The organism is Pseudomonas sp. TWR3-1-1, from assembly GCF_049896545.1.
GTDB classification, from domain to species: Bacteria; Pseudomonadota; Gammaproteobacteria; order Pseudomonadales; family Pseudomonadaceae; genus Aquipseudomonas; species Aquipseudomonas weihenstephanensis.
On the sequence record NZ_JAFCUO010000004.1, the window covers coordinates 148,558 to 174,010 of the forward strand.

Sequence of the window (25,453 nt, forward strand, 5' to 3'; positions counted from 1 at the left end):
TGGCCGCTGGCGATATCGCGCCTGAGGGTGAGGCTCCAAAAAACAGGCCGTGCGATGTAAACCCACCGCACGGCCTTGTTTATAACGCCCGCACGCCGTGACAAAACTGCCGGATCGCGATACAGGCAGTTTTTAACGATGCATCATCCACCGCGTAAGCAATGCGTATGTAACCCGCCAGACCGAAGGCGCTGCCCGGTACAACGGCCACGCGCGCCTCATCGAGCAGTGCCTGCACGACATCCTCGTCACTGTTGAGCACTCGCCCGCCAGCCGAGCGCTTGCCCAGTAGCGCGGCGCAATCGGCAAAGGCATAGAACGCCCCTTGCGGCACGGCGCAGCGCAGGCCCGGCGTGTCGTTGAGCAGGCCCACCATCAAGTCGCGGCGCCGTTCAAACACCTGACGACTCTCATCGAGAAAGTCCTTCGGCCCACGCAGAGCGGCCACCGCTGCATGCTGAGAAATCGAGCAGGCCCCCGAGGTCTGCTGGCCCTGGAGTTTTTCCATCGCCTGCAGCAACCAGCGCGGCCCGGTGGCAAAGCCAATGCGCCAGCCGGTCATGGCGTAGGCTTTGGACACCCCGTTCATGGTCAGGGTGCGTTCAGCCAAACGGGGTTCGACCTGAGCCAGGGTGTAAAAACGCCGACCGTCGAAGATCAGGTGCTCGTAGATGTCGTCCGCGAGAATCAGCACCTGGGGGTGCTCCAGCAGCACTTGGGCCAGAGCGTGCAACTCCTCACGGCTATAAACCGCGCCAGTCGGATTTGACGGCGAGTTGAGGATCAGCCAGCGCGTATGCGGGCCGATGGCTTCGCGTAATGCATCTGCGGTCAGCTTAAAACTGTGCTCCGCGCCGCAGGGGACGATGCGCGAGCGGGCGCCGCAAAGCTGCACGATCTCTGGATAGCTGACCCAGTAAGGCGCGGGAATGATCACCTCATCGGCTTCATTGAGGGTGGCGGCCAGCGCATTGAAAATCACTTGCTTACCCCCGCTGCTGACGTGAGTGTCTTGCCAGTTCACTGACAGGCCATTCTCGTCGCGAAACTTTTCAGCCACCGCCTCGCGCAGGCTGCGCAGCCCCGCGACTTGGGTATAGCGGGTGTGCCCGGACTCTATTGCTGCGATAGCGGCCTCGCGGATATGCCGCGGGGTGTCAAAGTCGGGCTCTCCGGCGCACAGCGAGAGGATGCTGACACCTTGCTTACGGCGTTCGGCGACACGATCCATGACGCGATAAGTGGCTGAGGGCTGAGCCGCCGCAAGGTGGCGATTAAGCGTTTGAACGTCGCGTTTCACTGAGCCTCCTCCTGGCGCTTGAGGCCCATTAATTCGACCGTGGTATGGCCTTCGCGCAGGGCCGCCATGAGCCTTGCCTCTTTGTCGAAACGCGCAAGGCCGGCCGTGAGGGTGCGCGCGACTTCGCCCTGGGGAATGATCACGATGCCGTCGTCGTCGGCGACCACCCAATCACCTTCCGCCACGTGTGCCCCGTTGAAGCCCATAGGCTGGCCCACCGAAGGCGCAGTGGCCTTGATCGTGCCCTTCACCGACACACCGCGTGCAAACACCGGAAAACCCAGCGTTTCGATGGCCTGGATATCGCGTACTCCGCCATCAATGACCAGGCCGACGAGACCTGCAGCCTGCGCGGCTACCGTGAGCACCTCGCCCCAATAACCGGCGATGAAGTTGCCGGTACTGACCACCAGCACGCTGCCTTTTGGTGCCCGCTCCAATGCCAGATGCAGCGCCAGGTTGTCGCCCGGCGAACACTCCAGCGGGTAGGCCGGGGCCGCAATAAAGGCGCCACGCCAGATCGGGCGGATGGCCGGGTCCACAGCTGTCGGCAAGCCACAGGCTTCATACAGGGTAGAGCTGCCAAGCACTTTGGCGCGTGCGGCGACTGTCTGACTGTCATAAACGCTCATTGCAGCTTCCTCTGCAGGCCGTGATAACCGAGCAAAGCCCGGGCTTCTTTCAGGGTTTTACCGTTGGCGATGTGATCGCGGATCTGCGTTTCTATGCGCTCAATTTGATGGGCATACTCAGCCACCTCGCGGGCACGCTGACGCGGGACCACCACCACACCGTTGGCATCGGCAACCACGATGTCGCGCGCACAGCAACGGGCACCGCCCATGCTGACAGGCTGGTTCACCGCCACCACTTCAACGCGGTCTTTGCCGGTGCGCATAAAACGCCCCCGGGTGAACAGCGGATACTCTTCGACAAGGGCCATGTTCACATCACGGCACACGCCGTCGATCACGGTGCCCGCAATGCCGCGCGCCAGGGCGTATTGAGTCATGATGTCGCCCCATACGGTGCAGTCCGTGCGCCCGTTGTTAGCGATCAGCACCACGTCGCCGGGTGCCACTTCATCAAGAAAGTCACCCACGGTGCCGGGCGGGGTGCTCGCGCTGACGTACTGCACGGTGAAGGCCGGACCCACGATGACCGTCGGGTAATTGGCCAGAGGTGCGATCGCCAGGCACTGCCCGGCCACTCCCAGTTTGTCCAGCGCATCGGAAACAGCCGGCGTGTCCAGCCCCTCAAACAGGGCGACCAGTGTGTTGTCTTCCAGATTCATCAGGCAGGCTCCTCTTCCAGGCGTTGAAACTGACTGTCGTGCATCACGCTCTCAACCGAGCCTCCAGCGCGCACAGCTTCGACCATCCGCGCCTGACGGCGGTCGAGGCGCTCGGCCAAATCAAGAACGTTGGCGATGGCTGCGGCGGCAACGAAAACTGTGCCGCACTCATCCGCGATGACGTAATCGCCCTCTTCGACCCTGACCCCGGCCATGCTCACCGCACCGCCAGCCGCCACTTGGACCAAGCGATTACGCGCGCTGATCATGGTCACGCCCCGTCCGTACACCGGGTAACCGATGGCCTCACTCCCTTGGATGTCGCGACTGAAACCGTCAAGCACCGAGCCGCGGATACCCTTCTGTTGCGCGGCATTGGCGAGGATATCGCCCCAGCATGAGATGCCTTCCACGCCCCCGGCAATAACCAGCACTCGGTCGTCGCTATCGACACCCGCCACCACTGGCGTGATCAGATGCACAGTGGGTGCCGTGTCCCGTTTAGGTGCCAATTGCACAGTGCTGGCACGGCCGATGATTTTCGGACAGTTCCACAAAGGCCGCAGACCGAGGGTAGCCCCCTCCATGCCGAGAAAATCCAGGGCGTCGGACACTGTGTTGGTGTCCAGCGCGGACAAGCGAAGAAGCAAGGAGCAAGCATTCATGGGAAGCGGACCTTGTGAAGTGAAGGCCCGAGTATCGACAGGCAACTTCCATAGGTATATTCCTATTCAACTACAGCTTTCATACGCCCAACCTATGGAATAAACATGATCAATTTTCGCCTGATCCGGCACCTGTGGCTGTTCCTTGCCGTGGCCGAAGAACAGAGTTTTAGCCGGGCGGCCAAGCGCCTGGGGATGTCGCAACCGCCTTTGAGCGAGCAGATCCAGATCCTTGAGCATGCGCTGAAGGTCAAGCTGTTCGAGCGCTCGCGTCAGGGCGCCCAGTTGACACCCGCCGGGGCGGCCATCCTGCCCGCAGTGCGCAAATTCGCTGAGCAACTGGAACGGCTCGAACTGGCGGTACTGGAAGCGGTGTCCGGCCAGGCCGGTGTACTGACCATCGGAGCTATTACCCACGCCATGACCGATGTACTGCCACCGCTGATCGAGCGCTTCAAGGCCGAGCATCCGCATATCACCGTGGCTGTGCGTGAGATCGACAGTGCCCACGCCATTCCTGCACTGGAGTGCGGCGACATTGATCTGGCCTTCGCCCGCCTTGAGGGCAACCTGGGTAAAAATTTGCGTTGCCTGCCCCTCACTGAAGACCGCCTCGCCGTTGCCATGCCCCGCGACCATCCGCTCGCGGCGCGCTCACGCCTGACTCTGGCCAGTCTGGTGGACGAGCCACTGGTGATGTCGTCGCGTCAAGTCAGCCCAAACTACTTCGATTACCTGATCGGCGTGTGCAAATCCAATGGCCTGTCGCCCAGGGTGCTGCACGAAGTACGCTCCGTGACGTCGCAAATCGCTTTTGTCAGTTGCGGCCAAGGGGTGGCGCTGGTGCCTGCATCCATGAAGAAGCTGGCGCCGGACAACGTGATACTCAAGGCCCTGACGCCCAACATCAGCGTGGTCACAGCGGCAGCGGTCTGGAATGGCGCTCGGGCCAACCCCTGGGTGGATGCGCTGGTGGCGTTGTTGGCGGCGGATGCGAAGTAGCGGGAGGGAGTGCGTCATCAATCCATAGGCCCAGCCTATGGATTGATGACGGGATTAGGAATTTACACAGGCAGGCGCCTCTCCCAGAGTAGGCCACTCGCCCACCTCAGGAGTCACACTCGTGTCCACGCAAACCGCATTCAGCCACACCCGCGTGCCGCTCAACATCGACGGTATCAGCCTTGACGTGGCGGCGTTGTATCGAGACGGCGACAAGCTGCCCATCGTCTTCCTGCACGGCTTCGGCTCGACCAAGGAGGACTATGCCGACATCGTGCGCTATGCCGCATTCAACGGGCATCCGTTCCTCGCCTACGATGCGCCGGGGTGTGGGGAAACCAGCTGCTCAGACCTTTCTCGCATCGATATTGCCTTGCTGGTGAAGACGGCACGGGCGCTTCTGGAGCACTTCGCCATCCAGCGCTTTCACCTGGTTGGGCATTCCATGGGGGGCCTGACATCGCTGATGCTTGCCCATCAGCACCCCGAGCGGGTGCTCAGCTTTGCCAATATCGAAGGCAATATTGATCCGCAAGACTGCTTTCTCAGCCGCCAGATCCACGATTACGCCGATGAAGACGCCGAGCACTTCTTCGATGACTTTATTGAGCGTGCCCGACAGGCTCCGGCCTACGCCAGCGCGCTGTATGCCGCCAGCCTGCGGCACAAAGTACGTGCAGGTGCCGTGCGCAGCATTTTTGAGTCGATGGTGGCGCTGTCGGATCATGGCGAGCTGATGAGCAAGTTTCTCGCCCTGCCATGTCCGCGCCTGTACATGTACGGCGAGCAGAACGCTTCGCTGACCTATCTGGCCGCTCTCCAGAGCCAGGGTGTGCATCTGGCCCAGATCCAAAACTGTGGGCACTTCCCCATGTACTCCAACCCGAGCGCGATGTGGGAACACATTGGCCACCTGCAACGTCGTCAACCTTGCGAGTGAAAGAGGGTGTCGCCAGAGCGTTTGCGTAAAAGGACTCGCCCTGTTGAAGGCAAAACCTGTAACACAGTTAACCGGCGCCTGCGTGCATTAGCTGTTACAACAGCGCAAAAAACACTGCACCGGTAACCCTGCTCATGGCCCAGAAGTCCCCCTCCCATTCATCGAACGCGTGGTACTGGATCGGCAAGCTGACGCCGCCACAGGTCTTGCCCTCGTCGGTTTCCCGCGAAGCCTTGTTGGCGTCGATGAAAGAGAAAGCGTGTGTGCCACTGACACTGTTAACGGCGCCGGCGGGCTACGGTAAAACCACGCTGCTGATGCAATGGCACGAGGTTTTGCGCCAACAGACTCCCGAGACGGCAGTGGCCTGGCTCTCACTGGATGAGGCCGATGGCGAACCGAACCGCTTTCTTGCCTACCTGATTCTGGCCCTTGACCATGCGGGTATTGAACTGGCGCACTTGCCTCATCTGGCCGCTTCGCAGGCACTGGATGTTCAGCCGCAACGCACCCTGCATGCGTTGCGCCAGGCACTTGCCCGCGAGAACCGCGCAATCACCCTGTTTCTGGATGACTATCACCTCGCTGCCAGCCCTGAGGTGGCCGATATTCTGGGCCAGTTGCTAGAGCAAGCAGCTCCGTGGCTGCGCTGGGTGGTCGCCAGCCGCACACGCCCGCACTGGCCGCTGTCACGCTGGAAAGCCAAGGGCTGGGTACACGAAGTCAGTGCCCGGCAATTGATCCTGTCCCTTGAGGAGGCACGTTGCATACTCGGCAACGCGCTAGACGCCAATGCCCTGCTTCAAGTCCACGCGGCCACCGAAGGCTGGGCTGTGGCGGTGCAACTGGCTCGCCTGTGGCGCACCAGCAACGAAGGGGGCGTTTATGGCCTGGCTGCCTTTTCCGGTGGCGTGGCTGATGTCGCCCACTACCTCACGACGCACATTTTCAACAGCCTGAGCGAGGACTGCCAAACACTGCTGCTACAGACCTCACTGTTGATGCTGGCGACCATCCGGAACCACCGGGTACTCGTGCTGAGTGTGAGTCAACTTGATCGGCTCCGCCTGTTGGCGGAACAGATTGACCACCGGCGCACAGTTGAGCTTGAAATGAGCGGCATTGACGTTCTGTGCCAGCCGGGTCAGCCGCTCCGGCACATCGTATTCGGCGAAGTACAGGTTGACCTCCACCGCATGCACGGCCTTCCCGACCAACACACTCCCCAGCCCTTCAAGGTCAAAGAACATGAACTTGTCGGGAAAGGTGAAATACTCGTGCAGCAGCCGGTAGCCCAGAAAGGAGCGTTCAGAATAGTCAATCAAGCCTTCGTCAGCGGCATACCCGACCGTCTTCACCGTACTCAGTGGCAGTACAACCTCGCGCCGCTGCCCTGCTTCGGTAAACAGCAGCGTCAGCCGGGCCACGTTGTTGAACAACAGCTCATAGAGGTGAAGCGTCAGGGTGCTTTCACCATCAATAAAAAACCTCAGCGGCTGCAACGCGAGATCACCGAAAGACGTATCCGTAGTGGTGCTCAGGCTGATACGCAAACGCGCCTGGTGCTCGGTCGTGCGACTACTGAAAGCCGAACGCTCAAGTTCCAGAAATGTCGCGTCGGTTACCCTGACAGGCCAAATCGTCACGGGATAGCACGTGCGGAACAGACACGAAATGCCATCAACTTCTTGGGATTTCAGTTGGCTATGGCGCTCGATGCAGTAGCCGTCAGTGACAGCACTGCTATCGCTGGCAGAGAACTCAACAATCGACAATGAGGGGGTCGGTCGCAGGTAGTGCGGGTACATCACCTCCAGGAAGGCCTCGACGATTTCCGGAAAATCGTCATCGAGCTTCTTGTGCACGCGCGCTGCGAGAAACGAAAACGCTTCAATCAGGCGCTCCGCATGCGGATCCTCGCATTGGTCACCGTCCATCAACAACCGTGAGGCAATCTTCGGATACTGGCGCGCAAATTCCTGCCCGAGGGTACGCAGGTGCGACAGTTCCTTTTCGTAGTAAGGCAACAGATCGCTATGCATCAGTTCAAATTCTGCACGGTGTAAGCCTGAGTATTGACCTGCAACACGGCATCAAAGGACACCTGACGCGTGGTCTCGGGCAAACGCAGCAAAGCGTCTACACGAAAGGTCAGTTGGCGTTGTTGCGCCAGCGAGTCCAGGAGCTGAACGCGAACCTGACGAAAGCGACGATCTCCGGTCTCGATGGCCTGCTTGAGTTGCAGCCGAATCTGCGTGCGATCCTGCGGGTTGAGCAACCCTTTGCTGGTGAAGTCGGGCAAACCGTACTCCAGCAACGAGCCGCGCAACTGAGGGAACGCATCCAATGAGCGTGACCGCATGTTCTGCCGCGTATTCACAAGAGTTTCCAGGTCGCGAACCAGGCTGGCGGTGTAATCCGCCAGCGAATAGAGCCGCTGTGTACGGCCCTCCACCGGCTGATGTGGAGCTTCGTCACTCAACCGATCAAACAAGGTTGGCAAGAATCTAGCAGGCGTATTCATGAGGCCATCCTGGCACCGGCGCAGATCAACTGCGGGTGGATTTCGGCAATTCGGCGACCAGACGCAATGACGCCGTCAGCTCATCCAGTTGGTAATGGGGGCGCAGGAAGCTCACCGACTTATAGACGCCGGGTTTACCCGGCACTTCAAACACCTCGACACGGGCTTCGCGTAGCGGGTTCTTGGCTTTGGCTTCCTGGCTGGCGGTGTCATCCAGCAACACATAGTTGGAAAGCCAGGTGTTGAGGAACGACTCCACGTCTTGGCGAGAGGCAAAACTTCCAACCTTGTCGCGCATGATTGCCTTCATGTAATGAGCGATCCGCGAGGTGGCGAAGATGTACTGCAACTGCGCCGAAAGCCTGGCGTTGGCGTTGGCGACATCGGTGTTGTACTGCTTCTGTTTTTGCATCGACTGTGTGGCGAAGAACGCTGCGTGGTCGGTGTCTTTGCGGTGTACCAACGGCACGAACCCGAGATCCGACAGTTCTTTTTCACGTCGGTCGGTGATGGCGATTTCCGTTGGGCATTTGAGCGCCACCTCGCCGTCATCGGTCATGAAGGTATGACTGGGCAATCCTTCAACCAGGCCACCGCCTTCCACGCCACGAATGGCGACACACCAGCCATAACGCGAAAACGCCTGGGTAACCTGGGTCGTCAACGCATAGGCTGCGTTGACCCACAAGTATTTGCTGTGGTCACGACCGTCGACGTCTTCCTTGAAGAGGAACGACTCAACCGGCACGGTATCCGGCCCATAAGGCAAGCGTCCCAAGACATGCGGGAGAACTAACGCGGTGTAACGTGAATCTTCACTGGCCCGAAAGGACTTCAGCTTGGTGTACTCGACCGTGTCGAAGATCTTGGCCAGGTCCCTAGGGCCCGCCATATCCGTGAACGAGTCCCAACCGAACATTTCAGGAGAGGCTGCCGAGATGAACGGGGCATGCGCGGCGGCCGCCACATGCGATATCTCTTCCAGCAGATACATGTCTTCTGGACTACGGCTGAACTTGTAATCGCCCATCAACATGCCAAACGGAGCACCGCCAAAGGTCCCGTACTCTTCCTCGTACACCTTCTTGAACAAGGCACTCTGGTCAAACTCAGAGGCGGCTTTCAAGTCGCGCACCAGATCCCGCTTCGAGGCATTGAGCAGCTTGATCTTCAGCGTGGTGCTGGTTTCGGTGTTGTCGACCAGGTATTTAAGCCCGCGCCACGACGCCTCCAATTGCTGAAACTCATCGGCATGCATGATTTCGTTGAGCTGCTCGGACAACAGCGCATCAATATCGGCGATGCGCGCATCAAGCACGGCCATCAAATCCTTGCTGGGTGTAACCGCACCCTCAAGCACTTGCCCGACCAACTCACCAATGAGGTCACGGGTACGCGTACGCTCGGTTTCGGAACGGGCTACACGGCTTTCGGAGATGATGCTGTCCAGCAAGGATGTCTGTGGCGCAGTTGTTTCCAACTGCTGCTGGGTGGCCTGCGCATTGAGTGACGGATCAGCAGTCATGATCGGCTCCCTGCGCAGCGACGGAACTAGCCTGCCCCTGACGCCCAAACTCTTGACCCAACGCCTGGAGCTTTGCAGGGTCCTGAATAACCGCTTGCAACATCTCCTCCAGCTTGTCGTTACCCCCCATCTTGTTGCGCAAATCGGCTAGTTTGTTACGCAATTCCAGGAGCTTGCGCAACGGTTCTACCTGCTTGACGACATTCTGCGGTTCGAAGTCATCCATCGCATTGAAGTTCAGCTCGACACCCAGCTGTGTACCGTTTTTGGCCAGGCTGTTGTCGACCCGATAACTCAACCGAGGCTTGATGCCCTTGAGCACGCCGTTGAAATTATCGCGATCGATGAGTACAAACTTACGGTCCTTCAGACGCGGCAGCGGCTCCAACGGATGCCCTGAGAAGTCCCCCATCGCGCCCACTACAAACGGCAGCTCCTTTTGCTCGATGGCATCTCCGACTTCAACGTCATAAGTAATCTGCACACGCGGCGCACGGATGCGGTCGAGCTTGTGCTGGGTCCTTTCCATCTTTGCCATTTGGCGAACTCCTTAATCGTTTTTCATCCGTTCTAGTCCTACATCGCAGCGGAACTTGCTTCTGCGAAATTGCGATGTTGACCAAGCTGGCACAAGCGCAAACACACAACTTTTGCAAACTATCGGATGCTGAACTAACGCAACCGAAGCGACTCAAAGCGCCTCATCAAACGTCGCACACCGTAACTGGCTGAATTAGCACGCACAATCAGACCTGTTACTTTCTCAAGTAGCCTATTTCCATTTGAATTGAAGGAATACCCCCACGATCAACAGCGTTTTAATTTTTATGTAAAGGCAATTTTCTGAAAAAGTTTGATCGCCCCCATACTGCCCACGCGAGCCGCCTTACACACCAGCCGCTCTAGTTTGTGGGATTAGGCAGAAACCTCAAAAAAATATTCTTTTTTACAAGGTGGATTTTTCACAAAAAGCAGTACAGATAGTTCACCTCGTTACAATTTCCCAGCTTGACAAGCGTTTTTCAAGAAGGTCTCCTTTGCGACTTCAACTGCAAGTAAATCCCTTCAAGAGCATCACTAATGCACATGGCCGAAACATTCGCGCAAAGGCGTTTACAGGGACTTAAGGATGAGCAATAGACTGTATCCCTGCTCGGTGAATGACCCGCTGGGTGAGAGCACGCATAGTGGGTTACTGGGGCATGGCACACTGCCTTGGCCAAGCGTAATCGCTGAGCGCCAGTTACCTACAAGCATATCTATTAGTGGCTTTTACGCGACTGACGAACTGAGCGCGGCGCACTTCATGGTGGCAACGCTTAGCGATCCGGATAACGGACTGGACGCTCAAGAGCACGAACAGATGGCGTTGCACCTGAGTTATCTACTTTCAAAGGTAAAAGTTGCAGGATATGTCACGGTGCGTGAAGTTAAGGAGCTACATCAGAAGGCTCAGTCGATTCCGGTGATCGGCCCTTTACTTTTTTCGCTTTCCAGCATCCCCGGTGAAGCAGCAGCACTTGTAGGAATGCTGCACGCCTTTAATAAAGGCACGCGATTAGCCGAATTGCTCGATCTACCATCTGAAGTTAGAAAGAAATTAACAAACTGGGCTATCACTCGGGGAACCCCTGGCAGCATTTCAGCAAAAAGAGCCTTCAAGCAGCGAATTAAATTGGTAAGGTTGGGAGGTCAACTATACTTTGAGGTCCCTGCTAATTTACGAGCAAAACTTTATAAAATCAGTGAAAGAATGCGTGCAAATCACATTCTTCTGCCCGTTCACCAAGCAGCTCAATCACTTCGGAGAAGAGTTCCAATCACCAGCAACGCTTATAGCGCCCGGAGTGTAGGGAGAGTCGTTGCTGGGACCACCGCCGGTGCAATACTGGCAGTGGGCCCCCAAGCAATCATTGACGCTACAGAGTCTGGGGATATGGATGAGTTTCTCCATAGATCGGCGTACAGCCAGCCTACCAACTTGGCATCATTTGCTATCGGCGCGATTGTCGCTACTGCTGTCTCGTCCGCAGTAGTCGCCATAGCCGTGGCTTTAGGTGTTGGTTATATAGTCCAACTTTTTTTAAGCTACGAAGAGTGGGAGTTAAATCGAAAATTCGGAAATTTACTTACCGGAACAACACCATGATACATACGACCGAATACAGATTCTTCTCCAAAATGCACGGCGCATTTGGAGCACACTTCGTATTTGGGGGAATTCTGGCATTGTTAACCCCCTCACTTCTAACTATTCCATACTGCTTTTTGATGGCTTGGGCAGCATTCAGATATATACGCTGCACCTACTTAACTGAAAGCTTTGTCGAATATGCATCATTTTCGCTGCTCAGCACTTTGCACATAGCTTTATATACGTACTACTTCGCAACATTAGCCATACTTCTTATGCACTATAAAATCCCTCTAGAACAATCCATGATACTTGCATGTATATCTTCCGTCCCGCCTGCGACCATGTACACCTGGGCCTACAAACGGAAGAACTACATAACACCATTCACCAAAAACAACAAGCGAGTTGAGACATCCACTCCCGAAACATCAATATCTCCATTTAAACGCAACATCTTTGTCGGAGCAACCGTCGGGGCAAGTTCATTACTCTACCCATATCTTGCCCCCTACAACGCATCACTTTTTTTCGTTTCAATTTCTTTATATATAATTTTTCTTTGGTTAATTTTTCAATGCCGAAATGCGATTTCCGGGTTAAGACAGTTAACTCAAGAGCAGAACGAAGCTGGGATAGTTTTGACTTTTCACAACCTCGAAACCATTCAAGCCTTAAGAAAAGCCTCTTGGATAGGTCGTAGTGTGCAATGGATTTTCAAGTAAAAAGCCATGGTACCCTCCCCACATTTGAAATACCAACGTCACACAGCCCAAACACCTAGGCGAGCAAATGATTGAGACAAACACATACCGCTTTGTGGTTCGTATCTTTATTGGCCTTGGATTAAGTATATCGCTTACTGGTGTGATTATGGTGATGGCGCCTATAGCCTTAGGTGCTCCTTATCTTGTCTTTATCGCGTGGTCAATTGTGAAATTTTTTCGCTGCGCTTACGTTACTGAAAGGTACAGTGAATACGTGAGCTTTTCGCTACAAAACATGCTAACACTCATATATTCATCATCTTACGTAATGACAACCTATTCGCTGCACCTTGAGCACAACTACACATTACCAAAGGCAATGATCGAGTCACCTTTGTTACTTTTACCTTTATGCGCAATTCATGATCACGCCTACTTTAGACGTGAATTCATAAATCCATTCTGGATTAGAAAGATGCATGTAGAAACCATTTGCAACCCAATGCTTAGCAGTCATCAAGCGCCTTTAATAGCCCTTGGCGTGATTGCTGCAATTTTTAGAATTATCCAACCTCAAATATTGCAATACGAATACGGATTTTCCGTCACAGCAGTGCTCATGTATGCATTCCTCTTTTTATTTCTGTTAAATCTACGGCCAGCCATTTCCGGATTAAAACATTTAAAGAAACAAGAAGCCCGCGAAAAATCTGAATTCACCTTCTTCAATATTGATGAAATACGTGCCTTCCGGCAAAAATCCATAACTGCACGATGCACGGCATGGGTTAATAGCCAGCTATTGCACCTAAAGAATATAAATAGTAAATGATCATATGTGAAATTTACGCACCAACGGCAATCAACCAATTCCCACAGCAACCCATTACAACAATGGATTAAATCAAACGCCAGGAGCGCTTATAGCTATGGACTTAGCCTCATTACTCAACACTCAAAATCGTCGTTTAATCAAACTGACAACACCGACTTTGGAGTTTCAAGAGTTACTGCTGGAAAATTTCAATGGCACTGAGGGTCTCTCACTGTTGTTTAACTTTACCCTATCAATGCTCTCCCAAGACCCAGCACTTGAACTCAAGACACTGATCGGCAAACCTGCCTGCTTAGAGATCGAACTTGCAGATGGCGGAGCTCGCCACGTGCATGGCTATATCACCCAATTCGGCAATTCCGGCAGCCAGGGCAACCTGACCCATTATTCGGCAACACTGACCCCTTGGCTGTGGATGCTCGGCAAACGCTTCAACTCGCGCATATTCCAAAATCAATCCATTGAGCAAGTCATCAGTTCGGTTTTTGCTGACTACGCACCGCTTGCCCAATACGAGTTCCGCTTGCTGGCTGATCTGCCGTCACGGAGTTACATCACCCAGTACCGAGAGTCTGATTTGAACTTCGTGCTGCGCTTGCTGGAGAGTGAAGGCCTGTTCTTTTATTTTGAGCACAGTGCCGACCAGCACACCCTGATCATCACCGACGCTTCCAACCTGCTCAAGCCATTGCCGCAGCAGCCCACCATCCGTTATCACAGCACGTCAATCAACGAGACCGCTGACTCGATCTTCCGATGGAGTGGCCATCGCCAGTTGCAATCTGGAAAGATTGCCGTACAGACATTCGACTACAAACAACCGGATCACCTTTTACCGGTAAACCTGCAAAGCCTGAATCAGCAGGGCGACGTTACGGCGTACGAGATTTATGACTTCCCAGGGCAATACACCCACGCAAGCAGCGCCGACGGGGAGCGTCTGGTACGCCACCGCATCGAAGCCTTGGAAGTACAGGGAAAAATATTCAGTGGCGCCAGCAACTGCCGGGCAATGTGCCCTGGCTTCACCTTTGAACTAACCCAGCACCATGAGCATGACCGCGACACGATAGAAGACCGGCAGTTTCAGTTACTCACAGTGAACCATCACGGCAGCAACAACTACCTGACCGGCAGCGAGGCCGGTTACGAGAATAACTTCACCTGCATCCGCAAGAAGATCCCTTTTCGTGCACAACCACTGACCCATCGCCCCACCGTCCACGGCCCGCAAACGGCCATCGTGGTCGGCCCGCCCGGTGAGGAGATCTTCACGGATGACCTGGGCCGGGTGAAGGTCCATTTCCACTGGGACCGTGAGTCACGCGGCGCCAACAGTCAGCGCAAGAAAGAAGAGAGTTCCTGCTGGGTTCGCGTCTCGCAAACCTCAGCCAGCGGTGGCTTCGGCAGCATCCACATCCCCAGGGTTGGCGATGAAGTGGTGGTGTCGTTCCTGGACGGCCAGCCCGACCGCCCACTGATCACCGGCAGCGTTTACAACAGCAAGAACACACCGCCCTGGAGCTTGCCGGCCAACAAGACGCAGAGCGGCTTTCTCACTCGCTCGACCAAGGGCTCTGGGGCCAACGCCAACTCGCTATTGTTTGAAGATAAGCAGGGCAGTGAGCGCATTTCGGTGCACGCCGAGCGAAATATGGACACCGAGGTTGAATATGACGAAAGCCTCAGCGTAGGCAACAACCGTGTCACAAACGTAGGCGGCAGCCACACCGAAACGGTTAAGAAAGATGCTGCGATTACAGTGTTGGAAGGTGACTTTACCCTTACTACAACCCAGCAAGGCATTCACCTGTATGGCAAGACAACGGTGATCTTGCAGGTGGGAAACAGCAGCATTGTCATGACCCCTGAAAGCATTGCGCTCAAGGCAGATGCAATTCTCATTGACGGTAGCCAAGGCACCACAGTGCAAGGCAAAACCGTTCACATCAATCAGGATTCCTAAGGCGCCATGATGAGACAACGCAGCCTGTACGACCGGCTCAGCGAGAGGCGTTTGGCCGAACACAATGTTCCGACGGTTGAGCCAGATGAGCCTCCTGCGCCCGAGATCGCTGCATCAGCGCAAGACATAACAAGCGAGCTGCAGCCCGAGCACTGCCACCTCATTCTGGCGGGGTTGCAACTGACGTTTCCGGAGCATCTCGCCCCTACTCGCGCTGAAATCACACTGTACAAACAAGGTCACCCAGTCTCGATCAACCTGCAACGGCTCCCAGTTCCGGACAACCATACCCTGGAGCGCGCCATGGACACCGAATGTGCAGAGCTTCAACACCACTGTAAACAACTCCACATCTTGAGACGCAGCGAACGCACGTTGGCAGGCGCCCGCGCCTTGGTGCTCGACTACCGCTTCACACGCGAGAACGAAGAAAAGCACGGTCGCAGTGTCGGCGCCTTGCTCCCCGTAAACGGGCACACCCACCGGCAATGGTTCTGCATCAGCTGCGTATTCGGATGCCGCCATGAGGCGCTGTCCGATTGGCTTCCCGAATTCGATGCCTTACTCGACACATTGGCCAGTGCTTAACCCCTCCCCATCTTGATTTGCGCAGGATTGTTTTGTCATGGACTACCCACTACCGGAAGGTCGTATCACCCTGCCTCAGGGCTTTGAAGATCGCAGCGTCAACATGTTTATCCTGGGGAGCAGCATCCCTGCTCCACTGAGCATCACCCTCTCACGCGACAACACGCTGCCCGGCGAAGAACTGAGTACCTACTTCGAACGGCAGATCAAACTGATCCGCGCCAAGTACAAGGGTTACACGGTGCTGGGCCGCTCGGCGGCAGTACTGTCCCAAGCCCATCCGCTCCCTGGCTTGCAGGTTGACGCCTATTACTTCAATGACCGTCAGGCCTTCTTCCAGCGCCAGGCTGCGTTCGAAGTGCAGCCAGGGCGAGTACTGGTGTTTTCCACAACACGCCCAGGCGAGTTCAGCGCACAACAAAATACGGATTGGCTCACGCTGTTGAACAGTTTTGTACCCAAACCCGGGCTTACTACCACCACTTCCGAGCAGGAGTAGCCCGGCATGTTTGAGGCTGCTCGTTGGGACGATGAGATTGTTCACACCAGTGCATTGACCGGTTTTTTGATTGGGGCCGCTATCGGGTTGGCGATGGTAGCGTTCGCCGCTATCGCCATCGGTACGGGTGGCCTGGGTGCCTGTTTGCTGATAGGCCTGCTTGGCGCGCTCGGCCCCATGATGCCTTCCCTAGGGGAGTCGATTGGTAAACACTTCAGCTCAGTGGCAGGGCACATCACTACGACCTCCCGCAACGTATTTATCAATGGCAAGCGTGCAGCCATCGCCAAATACAGCGAACTGACATGCGACCAGCATACCGATCCGTTGGTTGCCGAAGGATCCTCCAACGTATTCATCAACAGCTTCCCCGCTGCGCGCAAGGGTGACAAAACCACCTGCGGAGCGACCATCGACGGCGGCTCGCCTAATGTATTCATTGGCGGCGGACGCGAACGATACCTGCCGGTGAACGATGAAGTGCCTGGTTGGCTGCGGGTTGTAGTGGACGTGTTGATGGTACTGGCGTCGCTGGGGCGGGCAAAGATTCCAGCCATGTCGCCGCGAAGCCTGCTGGCCGCCATGAAAGCAGCAAAACCATGCATCAAACGCTACGTGGCTGGATACATCGCCGGGAGCGTGTTGGAGAACTATGTGCTCAGCCCTGCATTGGATCGAGCAGTGGGGGCCATCTTCGGCAATCCCGTCGACGCCACCAACGGTCGCAAGATCTTGCCCGAAGAACATGAGACCGACTTCATTCTGCCGGGGCTGATGCCCATCCACTGGTCACGCTTTTATGCCAGCGACTTGAACGTGGATAGCGTACTGGGACGCGGCTGGGTGCTGCCATGGGAGCAGTCCCTGCACCAGAACGGCGAATTCATCTACCTCAGCGATAACCAAGGCCGCAGCGTCCCCTTTGTCGTGCTGGAGCCAGGCGAACGCATCTTTTCCCCCCATGAACGGTTGACCCTGGTGCGCAGCCAGGGCGGCCACTACCTGCTGCAAACCCTGGACAACACCTTCTTCTACTTCGGTGAAATCACCGAAGACGGCAGCCCTGCCCCGCTGCTACGCATCGAGAACGCACTGGGCCACTACATCGCGCTGACCTACAACGAGATCGGCCAACTCACCGACATAACCGCCAGCGGCGGTTGGCGCATGCACTTGCACTATGAGCACCCGATGGGACGCCTGACCGAGGTCAGGCGCGTCGTCGACAACCTGCCTGTGGAAACCCTCGTGCGTTATGGCTACGACGCCAACGGGCAGCTCAACCAGGTTATCAACCGCAACGGCGACATGGTTCGCCAGTTCGTCTACGAAGACGGCCTGATGGTCGTTCACCGCAACGCGCTGGGTTTGGCTTGCCAGTACCGCTGGCAACACCTCGGCGGCCAGCCGCGTGTGGTCGAGCATTGGACCAGCGATGGCGAGCACTATCACTTCACTTATGACCTGGAGGCCCGCACTACGCGCATCACCGATGTTTTGCAGCGCGAAGCTCAGGTCACCTATAACCATGACAGCCGGGTTACTGCCAGCCGGGACTTCGGCGGCGAACGCTACACGATCGATCTGGATGACTGCGGCAACTTGGTCGGCCTGACGCTGCCGGGCGAACAGTGCGTGGCCTTTCAGTACGATGAATACTCGCGGCTGATCGCCGAAACCGATTCCCTCGACCGCACCACCGAGTACCGTTATCACTTCAACACCCCATTGGTCACGCGGGTCCGCGCACCAGACGGCGGTACCTGGCAAGCAGACTACGACCGTGCCGGCAACTTGATCTGCGAAACCGATGCCGTGGGCCAGGTCACGCGGTACGCCAATGGCGACGATGGCCTGCCCCACACCATTACCGACCCACTGCACAAAACCAAGGCCCTGAGCTGGAACGCCTTTGCCCAGCTCACCCGCTATGAGGATTGCTCCGGCAAGGTCACCACCTATGACTACGACGACCGCCAACATATGATCGCCGTCACCGATGCCCTGCACCAAACCACCCGGTTTCAGTGCACCGCCCAAGGCGAAGTGTTGCGTATCGAACACCCCGATGGCAGCGTAGAACGCTTCGAGTACAACCCGTTGGGCCAGGTGATGGCGCACACTGACGGGGCTGGCCATATCACCCGTTTGCACCGAAACGCCCGCGGCCTCCCTACCCAACGCCGTAACGCCGAAGGCCAGCGCACGCAGTATGAATACGACAAGGCCCAGCGTTTGGTGGCTTTGATCAACGAAAACAACGCCACCTACCGGTTTGACTACGACAGCGCCGACCGACTGGTCAGCGAGCTGCGCGTCGACCAGTTGCAGCGCCAGTTCACCTACAACGCCAGCGGCCATCTGCTCTGCGTCGACGAAACCGGCCACGGCATCAGCGGCGAGCGCCCGCAGCGCCGCACCGACTTCGAACGCGACACGGCCGGCCGCCTGCTCAGCAAGATCACCGCCGAGTCGCGTCACGACTACCACTACGATGACGCCGATCGCCTGCTGAGCATCGCACGTCAGCCCAGCCAGCAGGGCAAACGCCTAGGTGTGCAGCCTGAAATCCTGCGCTTCAGCTACGATCGGCTGGGCCGCCTGATCGAAGAAGCCGGGCCGCAAGGCACCCTGGGTTACCACTATGACCCGTTAGACAACCTCAGCACCCTGACCCTGCCGGATGGCCGCGCCCTCAACCACCTGTATTACGGTAGCGGGCACCTGCACCAGATCAACTTCGACGGCCAACTGATCAGCGACATCGAGCGCGACGAGCTGCACCGCGAAATCCTGCGCAGCCAGGGCCGCCTCAGCAGTTGCTTTGGTTACGACGTGCGCGGGCGCAAGCAGTGGCAATTCACGTCGCGCCTGGGCGCCGAACACCTGTCACGGGTGCTGCAACCGCAGCGCGACACCCACGACCTGTTCGACGATCCCGGCAGTTACCTGCAGCGCCGGTATCACTACAACAAGGCCGGGGAACTGGCCAGCAGCAGCGATCGTCAGCGCGGTGCCACCGTTTATACCTACCTTAAAACTGGCGACCTGCTTAGCCGCAGTACAAAAGAACACCTGAACAACGAACACTTCGAGACCGACCCGGCCGGAAACCGCCTCGACCCCGCGCGCGGCACCCGTTTCGGGCATATCAAGGACAACCGCCTGCGGCACTGGCAGCAGTACCGCTACCGCTACGACGCCTGGGGCAATGTGATCGAGCGGCGCAGCGCAACTCAACGCCAACTATTCGAATACGACAGCGAGAACCGTTTGGTGCATGCCCTGCGCTACGACGAAAGCAACCTGCTGAACGAGGCCCGCTACCAGTACGATTCCCTGGGCCGGCGCACGCACAAGCAGGTGGAGATCGAAGGGACACTCACCACCACGCAGTTCCTCTGGCAAGGCTTGCGCCTGCTGCAAGAGACCTGCGGCGGTCACCAGCAGCTGTATATTTATGAACCCGACAGCTATGCACCGCTGGCGCGGGTGGATCGCACAGACGGCGGCAAACCCAGCCTCTACTACTTCCACACCGACCAGATCGGCACACCGCTGGAGGTCACGACATCCCAAGGGGATCTGGTCTGGCAGGCCCGCTACAAGGCCTGGGGCGAAGTGGAACGGTTCGAGGTGCAGAGCATCGAGCAGCACCTGCGCTTTCAGGGGCAGTACTTCGATGCAGAGACCGGGCTTCACTACAACACGTTTCGCTATTACGATCCGGGGGTGGGCCGCTTTACCACGCAGGATCCGATTGGGTTGTTGGGTGGGGATAACCTGTATCAGTATGCGGTGAATCCGACGGGGTGGGTTGATCCGTGGGGACTGACCTGCGATTCGACAGGTAAATTTAACTGGAAAAGTGTAAAACAATTTGGTCATACATTCAGTGAACATGGTGCTGGACCCAAGAATACCCAGCGTCTACTTGACCGTGCACGCGGCACTGGCAACCACCAAGGACAATGGCTTAACAATGACCAAGCCTCCCAAATCATTGGCAACATGAAAATTAGTGAACCAACAAAAATAAAAATCCCCGCTGGTCTTGGGCAAGTTATCACGCCGAACGGGGATATCATTGCGGCAAGAGCGGCAATAGTAGTACCCAAACCCGGCGGAATTAGAACTGCCTACCCCATACTGGAATAACCTTGAAATGAAAATAGAAATACTAATTAAAGATAGCTGTTTCGGCGATTTTGCTCCTCGCACCTACAATACGGAGGACGATGATATTCGATCAATCTTAATAGACGTATGCCGTTTCATAGAGAATCAAGTGGATTTTAATGTTTCCGGATTCGGACAGGATCGCTGGCCCGTGGACACCGGGACTGACTTGGCAGTATTCCTTGAACAATTACCCGAAACAATGAAATCACTTAAAATCAGGCAACCCACCAACATAGATTTTTATGAACAAGGAATCGAAAGGTATCTAAAATTCTCCCATTCAGACATCAACGACATATATAAAATTTCCTGCACTAGCAATACAAACTGGAACCCCGACCCGGAGGTCGAAAAAATTCACACCCCGGAACTACTGGAAATGTTAAGTAACGCAAAAGACACATTTATCAGAATAATGACCAAACTATCTCCGATGATTATCAATCATCCGTGGGTTATGGAATGGAAAAACACTTAAAATATTCGAGCCATTACTTTCTCACCGCAATGAAAACATCAAAGCCTCAGCAGTTGCTTTGGTTACGACGTGCGCGGGCGCAAGCAGTGGCAATTCACGTCGCGTCGGGGCGCCGAACACCTGTCACGGGTGCTGCAACCGCAGCGCGACACCCACGACCTGTTCGACGATACCGGCAGTTACCTGCAGCGCCGGTATCACTACAACAAGGCCGGGAAACTGGCCAGCAGCAGCGATCGTCAGCGCGGCGCCACCGTTTATGCCTACTTGAAAACTGGCGACCTGCTCAGCCGCAGTACAAGGGAACACCTGAACAACGAACACTTCGAGACCGACCCGGCCGGAAACGGCCTCGACCCCGCGCGCGGCACCCGTTTCGGGCATATCAAGGACAACCGTCTGCGGCACTGGCAGCAGTACCGCTACCGCTACGACGCCTGGGGCAATGTGATCGAGCGGCGCAGCGCAACTCAACGCCAACTATTCGAATACGACAACGAGAACCGCCTGGTGCATGCCCTGCGTTACGATGATGGCGAAATGCTAAGCGAGCAACTGGTGGCGATCACGCAGCAAGGCCTCTTCTATCAGCTGCCGGGCAATCAGCAGATTCGCATTGAGGCCAAAAAGAGCAGCACCGAAGACGTGATGTGCGACCTCAACTTCCTCTTGGGTGCCCCTGAGAAAAATGGCCTTCGCCGCCGACTGGCACGCTTGAACAATGAGGGATCGACTGAAATACACAGGCGCATTGGTCTTGACCCTGGTGCTGCTGCAGACCGGCTGCGTCAGCTTTGACACCGTGCCGGAGATGTATGTCCGCAGCCAGTGGAAGGGGCGTGCGGCGCAGGACGCGATTGATTTCTTTGGCCCGCCGCAGAAGATGGACCGCAGCGCGGACGACAAGCATGTGGTGATGCAGTGGTACCGCGACACCTCCTATGAAAGCAACGAGGGAGTGGCTTGGGTATCGGAAAGGCAGGGCAACCTGATGGTGCACATCAACTATTGGGTAACCGTCAATAACCCGAATCGTTGCATCCTTCCCATCACCGTCGATCAGGAAAGGAAGGTTGCTGGGTTTGAAGCCGATGAAGGCGAACTGCTGGTGTCCAGTGGTTGCCGGTCGGTCAAGTTTGGGCCGCCTTAGGCGACCCATGCTGAGGCTGGCTAGTAGAACACTTCAGACAAACGTCATTTTTTACTCACGAAGGATCGTCCTCGACAATGAAATCCTCCATCGGCGCCATTCCCCTCGCCCTACCGCTCCTGGCAAGCTGCGCAACGCTGAAATATTGAGAGGCTACCGGCGGCAATCCATCCGCCGGCCTTGTGCAACTTTCCTACGTACATACGCCACTTGAGTACGTTCAGATCCGGGAGTCCCAAGGGTTGGTGATCGCCACGGGGCGTTGCCAATTTTGGGACTGCCAACGAGCTGAACGCGCGGGCGCGGAAAAATCCCAGTGCCGCACCATGGGGTCACTCTACTGCCTGGAAACTACCGTTACTCAGGATTACCGCTGTCAACAGTGACGGCGGCTCACGGTGCAAGGTGCCGTGGCGGGCGTGCATGGCGCGATCAACACGGCGAGCCCATTTTCGTGCCATACCTATTGTGCCAACCGGCCCGCTCCCAGCAGCCTGTGAGCCTCCGCTCACACCCCCTCGCGGCTTCCACCACACAATGCCCCATCCCTCTCCCCGCCTCGACTGGGCCCGCCTTGTCCTGCTGCGCCCCGGCGACTCCATGGAACAACTTTAAGCCGCGCTCGGCGAGGCCAGGTCGCCGCCCCGCGCGAAAGACGCGGGTTGGCGGCGTCCCGTACCACACGCGCCTGTTTGAGGATGACCGCCCGGTAGGCGCCCAAGGAAATACGCGCCTGCTTGCGCAGCCAGCAGAAGCGCAGGCGCCATTGCTTGGTGCCTTTGAGGCTGACATACAGGACAAGCCCGTCAAAGTCGCGGAGGGTGTAACTTTTACCGGTGGGTTTGGCCTAGCGTACGGCAATACCGCTCAAGGCCATGGGCCCGTCTCCCGCCTTGTAAGTCGAGGAGATATATATCGAGACCGAACATGAGCGCTCTTCGCAAAAACCGCTACGCCCCCAAGACTCAAATTCAAGATGTACCGTATTTTGTACCCAAAAGTACAGCTGGGGGGGCTTTCGATGGAACTCGCCGGAACGAAAAAAGACGCCTAAGCGTCTTTTTCGTGGATCCCAGTGTCCGATTGACATCTGTGGATCAAATTTTGGAGCGGGAAACGAGACTCGAACTCGCGACCCCGACCTTGGCAAGGTCGTGCTCTACCAACTGAGCTATTCCCGCGTCTTGGTGGTGCGCATTCTATAGTTTTAAAAGAATGCGTCAACCCCTTGATTCAATAAGTTTTATTTTATTTTCCTGAAGTGGTTTTCAAATGTGGCCAGGCAGCCCGCAAATATTGGAGCATCGACCACAACGTCAACCCGGCGGCGACCAACAACAGGCCATATCCAACAACCACCCAAAAGCTGAAATCTGAGGGGTTAGCCAACAAAATCACCAGTGCCAGCATCTGTGCGGCGGTTTTCCATTTGCCCATGTTGGATACGGCAACTTGTGCTCGCGCCCCCAACTCGGCCATCCACTCGCGCAAGGCAGAAATCACGATCTCACGACCGATGATTACGGCGGCCGGCAAGGTCAGCCACACGTTATGGTGCTCTTGCACCAACAACACCAGGGCCACTGCCACCATCAGTTTGTCTGCCACCGGGTCAAGGAAGGCACCAAAGGGGGTACTTTGCTCCAATCGCCGGGCCAGATACCCGTCCAGCCAATCCGTTGCCGCCGCAAATGCAAAGACAGAACTGGAGGCAACATAGCTCCAGCTGTAAGGGAGGTAGAACAACAGGATGAAGATAGGAATCAGAAGAACGCGTAGTACGGTGATCAAATTAGGGATATTCATCGGCACAACTGGCTACGAGGTGAGGTGGCATTCTACTCGCTGTGCAGGTTTGCATAAATCAACTCAGCGAGCTTTTTACTGATCCCGGGTGCTTTGGCGATCTCCTCGATGCTTGCACGAGACAGCTCTTGTAATCCACCAAAATGTTTCAATAAATCTCGGCGGCGCGTCGGGCCTACCCCTGCAATGCCTTCCAGCGTTGAGGTTCTGCGGGTTTTTCCGCGACGAGCGCGGTGCCCGGTAATGGCAAAACGGTGAGCTTCGTCGCGAATTTGCTGGATCAAATGCAAAGCCGGAGAATCCCCCTTCAGGGTGAAATCGTGAGCTGAATCATTCAGGTACAAGGTTTCGAAACCGGCCTTGCGCGTTGTCCCTTTGGCGACACCCAACAAGATGAGGTCGGGAACCGCCAATTCATTCAGCACTTCCCGGGCCATGGACATCTGCCCTTTACCACCGTCAACCAGCAGAATATCCGGCAACTTGCCCTCACCCTCTTTGAGTCGACTAAAGCGTCGCATCAGGGCCTGACGCATGGCGGCGTAGTCATCACCCGCGGTGACGCCCTCAATGTTAAAACGCCTGTAGTCCGACTTGATTGGGCCTTCAGGCCCGAAAACGACGCAAGATGCAACAGTGGCCTCCCCGCTTGAGTGGCTGATGTCATAGCATTCCAGCCGCTGCGGAATTTCATCCAGCTTGAGCACCTCGGCCAGCGCTTCAAAACGCGCCGCTACATGCTGGCGATTAGCCAAGCGAGCACTCAACGCCTGCTCGGCGTTGGTCACGGCCAATTGTTGCCAGCGCGCACGCGTACCACGCACTCGATAGCTGATTGCCATTTCCCGCCCGCGCAGCTCCTCTATGGCCGCGCTGATAGCTTCAAAGCTCTCGTGCTCGACGTTCACGATCAATTCGCCTGGCAAGTCACGCTCCGGACTGCTGATGTAGTACTGCCCAAGAAAGGCCGCCATGACTTCGGCCACCTCCTCCTCAATGCCCACTTGTGGAAAGAAGTTCTTGCTACCCAATACCCGCCCGCCCCGCACATTGATCAAGTGCACGCAGGCACCCCCCGGGTTCACAAATGCGGCGATCACATCCACATCGCCATTGCCGCCTTCCATGCTTTGCTGGTCCTGGACACGGCGCAACAATGAGATCTGATCGCGTATTTGGGCGGCACGCTCAAAGTCCAAAGTGCTGGCGGCCTGCTCCATGGCACTGTTCAATTCGTCGGTCAGTGCGCTGCTGCGCCCCTCAAGGAACATGACCGAGTGACGCACGTCCTCAGCGTATTCCTGCGGTTCAACCAGCCCAACGCACGGCCCCTTGCAACGCTTGATCTGATATTGCAGACAAGGCCGGGTTCGATTTTTGAAGTAGCTGTCATCGCATTGACGCACCAGGAAAGTCTTTTGCAAAAGGCTCAAACTTTCCCGAATCGCACCCGCACTGGGATATGGCCCAAAGTACTTGCCCTTGGGCTTCTTGGCGCCACGGTGAATGCTCAGGCGCGGGTATTGCCCATCAGACAGAAAAACATAGGGATACGATTTATCGTCACGAAGCAGAATGTTGTAAGGCGGACGCCATTCTTTGATCAGCGTCTGTTCAAGCAACAAGGCTTCGGTTTCGTTGGCGGTAATCGTGGTTTCGATCTGAGCGATGCGCGAGACCAGCGCAGCTGTTTTGGGGGCCAGCCCGGTTTTTCGAAAATAACTGGCCAAACGTTTTTTCAGGTTCTTGGCCTTGCCCACGTAAAGCAGGCGAGCGTCGCGATCGAACATGCGATATACGCCAGGGCGACCGCTGCACGTCGAAAGAAAGGCACTAGCATCAAACACGTCAGTCATCG

At 56.3% G+C, this 25,453-nt stretch carries 22 protein-coding genes, 1 tRNA gene and 3 pseudogenes; 13 read left to right on the forward strand and 13 right to left on the reverse strand.

Going from position 1 to position 25,453, the window contains the following annotated elements; genetic code table 11:
• Positions 1-79 precede the first annotated feature (79 nt).
• Genes ACP7A4_RS11425 through ACP7A4_RS11440 form a run of 4 tightly spaced genes read right to left on the reverse strand, consistent with a single transcriptional unit; the run spans position 80 to position 3,259 of the window.
• On the reverse strand, positions 80-1,300 hold the full coding sequence (locus ACP7A4_RS11425) for a pyridoxal phosphate-dependent aminotransferase (RefSeq protein WP_426246894.1): 1,221 nt from the start codon (positions 1,298-1,300) through the stop codon (positions 80-82).
• A complete protein-coding gene (locus tag ACP7A4_RS11430) occupies positions 1,297-1,932 on the reverse strand; it encodes an RraA family protein (protein ID WP_426246896.1) in 636 nt (211 codons plus the stop codon). The genes ACP7A4_RS11425 and ACP7A4_RS11430 overlap by 4 nt, the downstream gene beginning before the upstream one ends.
• Positions 1,929-2,594, reverse strand: a complete 666-nt coding sequence (locus ACP7A4_RS11435; RefSeq protein ID WP_059762069.1) for an RraA family protein — start codon at positions 2,592-2,594, stop codon at positions 1,929-1,931. The genes ACP7A4_RS11430 and ACP7A4_RS11435 overlap by 4 nt, the downstream gene beginning before the upstream one ends.
• A complete protein-coding gene (locus ACP7A4_RS11440; RefSeq protein WP_426246899.1) occupies positions 2,594-3,259 on the reverse strand; it encodes an RraA family protein in 666 nt (221 codons plus the stop codon). Before ACP7A4_RS11440 ends, ACP7A4_RS11435 begins: the two co-directional genes overlap by 1 nt.
• Before the next feature lie 105 nt (positions 3,260-3,364).
• Between ACP7A4_RS11440 and ACP7A4_RS11445 the strand changes: the two genes are divergently transcribed.
• Both ACP7A4_RS11445 and ACP7A4_RS11450 read left to right on the forward strand, forming a co-directional pair.
• Positions 3,365-4,261 (forward strand): LysR substrate-binding domain-containing protein, encoded by an 897-nt coding sequence (locus tag ACP7A4_RS11445; protein ID WP_426246901.1) that lies wholly within the window; start codon positions 3,365-3,367, stop codon positions 4,259-4,261.
• Positions 4,262-4,382: 121 nt separating this feature from the next.
• On the forward strand, positions 4,383-5,201 hold the full coding sequence (locus ACP7A4_RS11450) for an alpha/beta fold hydrolase (protein WP_426246903.1): 819 nt from the start codon (positions 4,383-4,385) through the stop codon (positions 5,199-5,201).
• Positions 5,202-5,575: 374 nt separating this feature from the next.
• Here ACP7A4_RS11450 and ACP7A4_RS11455 read toward each other — a convergent pair whose 3' ends face one another.
• The 5 genes and pseudogenes from ACP7A4_RS11455 to tssB all read right to left on the reverse strand — a co-directional run bounded on the left by ACP7A4_RS11455 (position 5,576) and on the right by tssB (position 9,788).
• Complete coding sequence (locus ACP7A4_RS11455; protein WP_426246905.1) at positions 5,576-5,782, reverse strand: hypothetical protein; 207 nt, start codon at positions 5,780-5,782, stop codon at positions 5,576-5,578.
• A gap of 426 nt (positions 5,783-6,208) precedes the next feature.
• Positions 6,209-7,243: pseudogene (gene tssF / locus ACP7A4_RS11460) on the reverse strand (type VI secretion system baseplate subunit TssF); the annotation flags it as partial.
• Positions 7,243-7,725, reverse strand: a complete 483-nt coding sequence (gene tssE, locus ACP7A4_RS11465) for a type VI secretion system baseplate subunit TssE (protein WP_426246907.1) — start codon at positions 7,723-7,725, stop codon at positions 7,243-7,245. The gene tssE and the pseudogene tssF, both read right to left, overlap by 1 nt.
• A gap of 25 nt (positions 7,726-7,750) precedes the next feature.
• A complete protein-coding gene (tssC, locus tag ACP7A4_RS11470; protein WP_426246909.1) occupies positions 7,751-9,250 on the reverse strand; it encodes a type VI secretion system contractile sheath large subunit in 1,500 nt (499 codons plus the stop codon).
• Positions 9,240-9,788 (reverse strand): type VI secretion system contractile sheath small subunit, encoded by a 549-nt coding sequence (gene tssB, locus ACP7A4_RS11475; protein ID WP_426246911.1) that lies wholly within the window; start codon positions 9,786-9,788, stop codon positions 9,240-9,242. Before tssB ends, tssC begins: the two co-directional genes overlap by 11 nt.
• A 591-nt stretch (positions 9,789-10,379) precedes the next feature.
• Here tssB and ACP7A4_RS11480 point away from each other — a divergent pair.
• The 11 genes and pseudogenes from ACP7A4_RS11480 to yecR form a co-directional block, all read left to right on the forward strand.
• Positions 10,380-11,399 carry a hypothetical protein gene (locus tag ACP7A4_RS11480; RefSeq protein WP_426246913.1) on the forward strand — a complete coding sequence of 340 codons (1,020 nt, stop codon included), beginning with the start codon at positions 10,380-10,382 and terminating at the stop codon, positions 11,397-11,399.
• Positions 11,396-12,109: a hypothetical protein gene (locus ACP7A4_RS11485; protein WP_426246915.1), complete on the forward strand. Its 714-nt coding sequence runs from the start codon at positions 11,396-11,398 to the stop codon at positions 12,107-12,109. The genes ACP7A4_RS11480 and ACP7A4_RS11485 overlap by 4 nt, the downstream gene beginning before the upstream one ends.
• A gap of 67 nt (positions 12,110-12,176) precedes the next feature.
• Positions 12,177-12,923 (forward strand): hypothetical protein, encoded by a 747-nt coding sequence (locus tag ACP7A4_RS11490; protein WP_426246917.1) that lies wholly within the window; start codon positions 12,177-12,179, stop codon positions 12,921-12,923.
• 91 nt (positions 12,924-13,014) lie between these two features.
• On the forward strand, positions 13,015-14,892 hold the full coding sequence (locus tag ACP7A4_RS11495) for a type VI secretion system Vgr family protein (RefSeq protein WP_426247142.1): 1,878 nt from the start codon (positions 13,015-13,017) through the stop codon (positions 14,890-14,892).
• Between the two features lie 6 nt (positions 14,893-14,898).
• Positions 14,899-15,480, forward strand: a complete 582-nt coding sequence (locus ACP7A4_RS11500) for a hypothetical protein (protein WP_426246919.1) — start codon at positions 14,899-14,901, stop codon at positions 15,478-15,480.
• A 37-nt stretch (positions 15,481-15,517) separates the two neighbouring features.
• On the forward strand, positions 15,518-15,979 hold the full coding sequence (locus tag ACP7A4_RS11505; RefSeq protein WP_426246921.1) for a DcrB-related protein: 462 nt from the start codon (positions 15,518-15,520) through the stop codon (positions 15,977-15,979).
• A gap of 6 nt (positions 15,980-15,985) precedes the next feature.
• Entirely contained in the window at positions 15,986-20,137 is a 4,152-nt protein-coding gene (locus tag ACP7A4_RS11510) for an RHS repeat-associated core domain-containing protein (protein ID WP_426246923.1), read from the forward strand.
• 7 nt (positions 20,138-20,144) lie between these two features.
• On the forward strand, positions 20,145-20,639 hold the full coding sequence (locus tag ACP7A4_RS11515; RefSeq protein ID WP_426246925.1) for a hypothetical protein: 495 nt from the start codon (positions 20,145-20,147) through the stop codon (positions 20,637-20,639).
• A gap of 69 nt (positions 20,640-20,708) precedes the next feature.
• A complete protein-coding gene (locus ACP7A4_RS11520; RefSeq protein ID WP_426246927.1) occupies positions 20,709-21,437 on the forward strand; it encodes a hypothetical protein in 729 nt (242 codons plus the stop codon).
• A complete protein-coding gene (locus ACP7A4_RS11525) occupies positions 21,361-21,789 on the forward strand; it encodes a hypothetical protein (RefSeq protein ID WP_426246929.1) in 429 nt (142 codons plus the stop codon). Before ACP7A4_RS11520 ends, ACP7A4_RS11525 begins: the two co-directional genes overlap by 77 nt.
• 170 nt (positions 21,790-21,959) lie before the next feature.
• Positions 21,960-22,175, forward strand: a pseudogene (gene yecR, locus ACP7A4_RS11530) (YecR family lipoprotein); the annotation flags it as partial.
• A gap of 122 nt (positions 22,176-22,297) precedes the next feature.
• On the opposite strand, the pseudogene ACP7A4_RS11535 reads toward yecR, so the two are convergent.
• The 4 genes and pseudogenes from ACP7A4_RS11535 to uvrC all read right to left on the reverse strand — a co-directional run.
• A pseudogene (locus ACP7A4_RS11535) lies at positions 22,298-22,618 on the reverse strand (Arm DNA-binding domain-containing protein); the annotation flags it as partial.
• A gap of 276 nt (positions 22,619-22,894) precedes the next feature.
• A tRNA-Gly gene (locus tag ACP7A4_RS11540) sits at positions 22,895-22,970 on the reverse strand.
• Positions 22,971-23,037: 67 nt separating this feature from the next.
• On the reverse strand, positions 23,038-23,595 hold the full coding sequence (gene pgsA / locus ACP7A4_RS11545) for a CDP-diacylglycerol--glycerol-3-phosphate 3-phosphatidyltransferase (RefSeq protein WP_048365490.1): 558 nt from the start codon (positions 23,593-23,595) through the stop codon (positions 23,038-23,040).
• A 32-nt stretch (positions 23,596-23,627) separates the two neighbouring features.
• Positions 23,628-25,451, reverse strand: a complete 1,824-nt coding sequence (gene uvrC, locus ACP7A4_RS11550; protein ID WP_059762199.1) for an excinuclease ABC subunit UvrC — start codon at positions 25,449-25,451, stop codon at positions 23,628-23,630.
• Between the last annotated feature and the right edge of the window lie 2 nt (positions 25,452-25,453).

Bases quoted from the DNA above. Each gene is read 5' to 3' on its own strand.
- ACP7A4_RS11430 (WP_426246896.1), bottom strand. From the start codon at position 1,932: ATGAGCGTTTATGACAGTCAGACAGTCGCCGCACGCGCCAAAGTGCTT.
- ACP7A4_RS11435 (WP_059762069.1), bottom strand. From the start codon at position 2,594: ATGAATCTGGAAGACAACACACTGGTCGCCCTGTTTGAGGGGCTGGAC.
- ACP7A4_RS11440 (WP_426246899.1), bottom strand. From the start codon at position 3,259: ATGAATGCTTGCTCCTTGCTTCTTCGCTTGTCCGCGCTGGACACCAAC.
- ACP7A4_RS11445 (WP_426246901.1), top strand. From the start codon at position 3,365: ATGATCAATTTTCGCCTGATCCGGCACCTGTGGCTGTTCCTTGCCGTG.
- tssE (WP_426246907.1), bottom strand. From the start codon at position 7,725: ATGAATACGCCTGCTAGATTCTTGCCAACCTTGTTTGATCGGTTGAGT.
- tssC (WP_426246909.1), bottom strand. From the start codon at position 9,250: ATGACTGCTGATCCGTCACTCAATGCGCAGGCCACCCAGCAGCAGTTG.
- tssB (WP_426246911.1), bottom strand. From the start codon at position 9,788: ATGGCAAAGATGGAAAGGACCCAGCACAAGCTCGACCGCATCCGTGCG.
- ACP7A4_RS11480 (WP_426246913.1), top strand. From the start codon at position 10,380: ATGAGCAATAGACTGTATCCCTGCTCGGTGAATGACCCGCTGGGTGAG.
- ACP7A4_RS11485 (WP_426246915.1), top strand. From the start codon at position 11,396: ATGATACATACGACCGAATACAGATTCTTCTCCAAAATGCACGGCGCA.
- ACP7A4_RS11490 (WP_426246917.1), top strand. From the start codon at position 12,177: ATGATTGAGACAAACACATACCGCTTTGTGGTTCGTATCTTTATTGGC.
- ACP7A4_RS11500 (WP_426246919.1), top strand. From the start codon at position 14,899: ATGATGAGACAACGCAGCCTGTACGACCGGCTCAGCGAGAGGCGTTTG.
- ACP7A4_RS11505 (WP_426246921.1), top strand. From the start codon at position 15,518: ATGGACTACCCACTACCGGAAGGTCGTATCACCCTGCCTCAGGGCTTT.
- ACP7A4_RS11510 (WP_426246923.1), top strand. From the start codon at position 15,986: ATGTTTGAGGCTGCTCGTTGGGACGATGAGATTGTTCACACCAGTGCA.
- ACP7A4_RS11515 (WP_426246925.1), top strand. From the start codon at position 20,145: ATGAAAATAGAAATACTAATTAAAGATAGCTGTTTCGGCGATTTTGCT.
- ACP7A4_RS11525 (WP_426246929.1), top strand. From the start codon at position 21,361: ATGAGGGATCGACTGAAATACACAGGCGCATTGGTCTTGACCCTGGTG.
- pgsA (WP_048365490.1), bottom strand. From the start codon at position 23,595: ATGAATATCCCTAATTTGATCACCGTACTACGCGTTCTTCTGATTCCT.
- uvrC (WP_059762199.1), bottom strand. From the start codon at position 25,451: ATGACTGACGTGTTTGATGCTAGTGCCTTTCTTTCGACGTGCAGCGGT.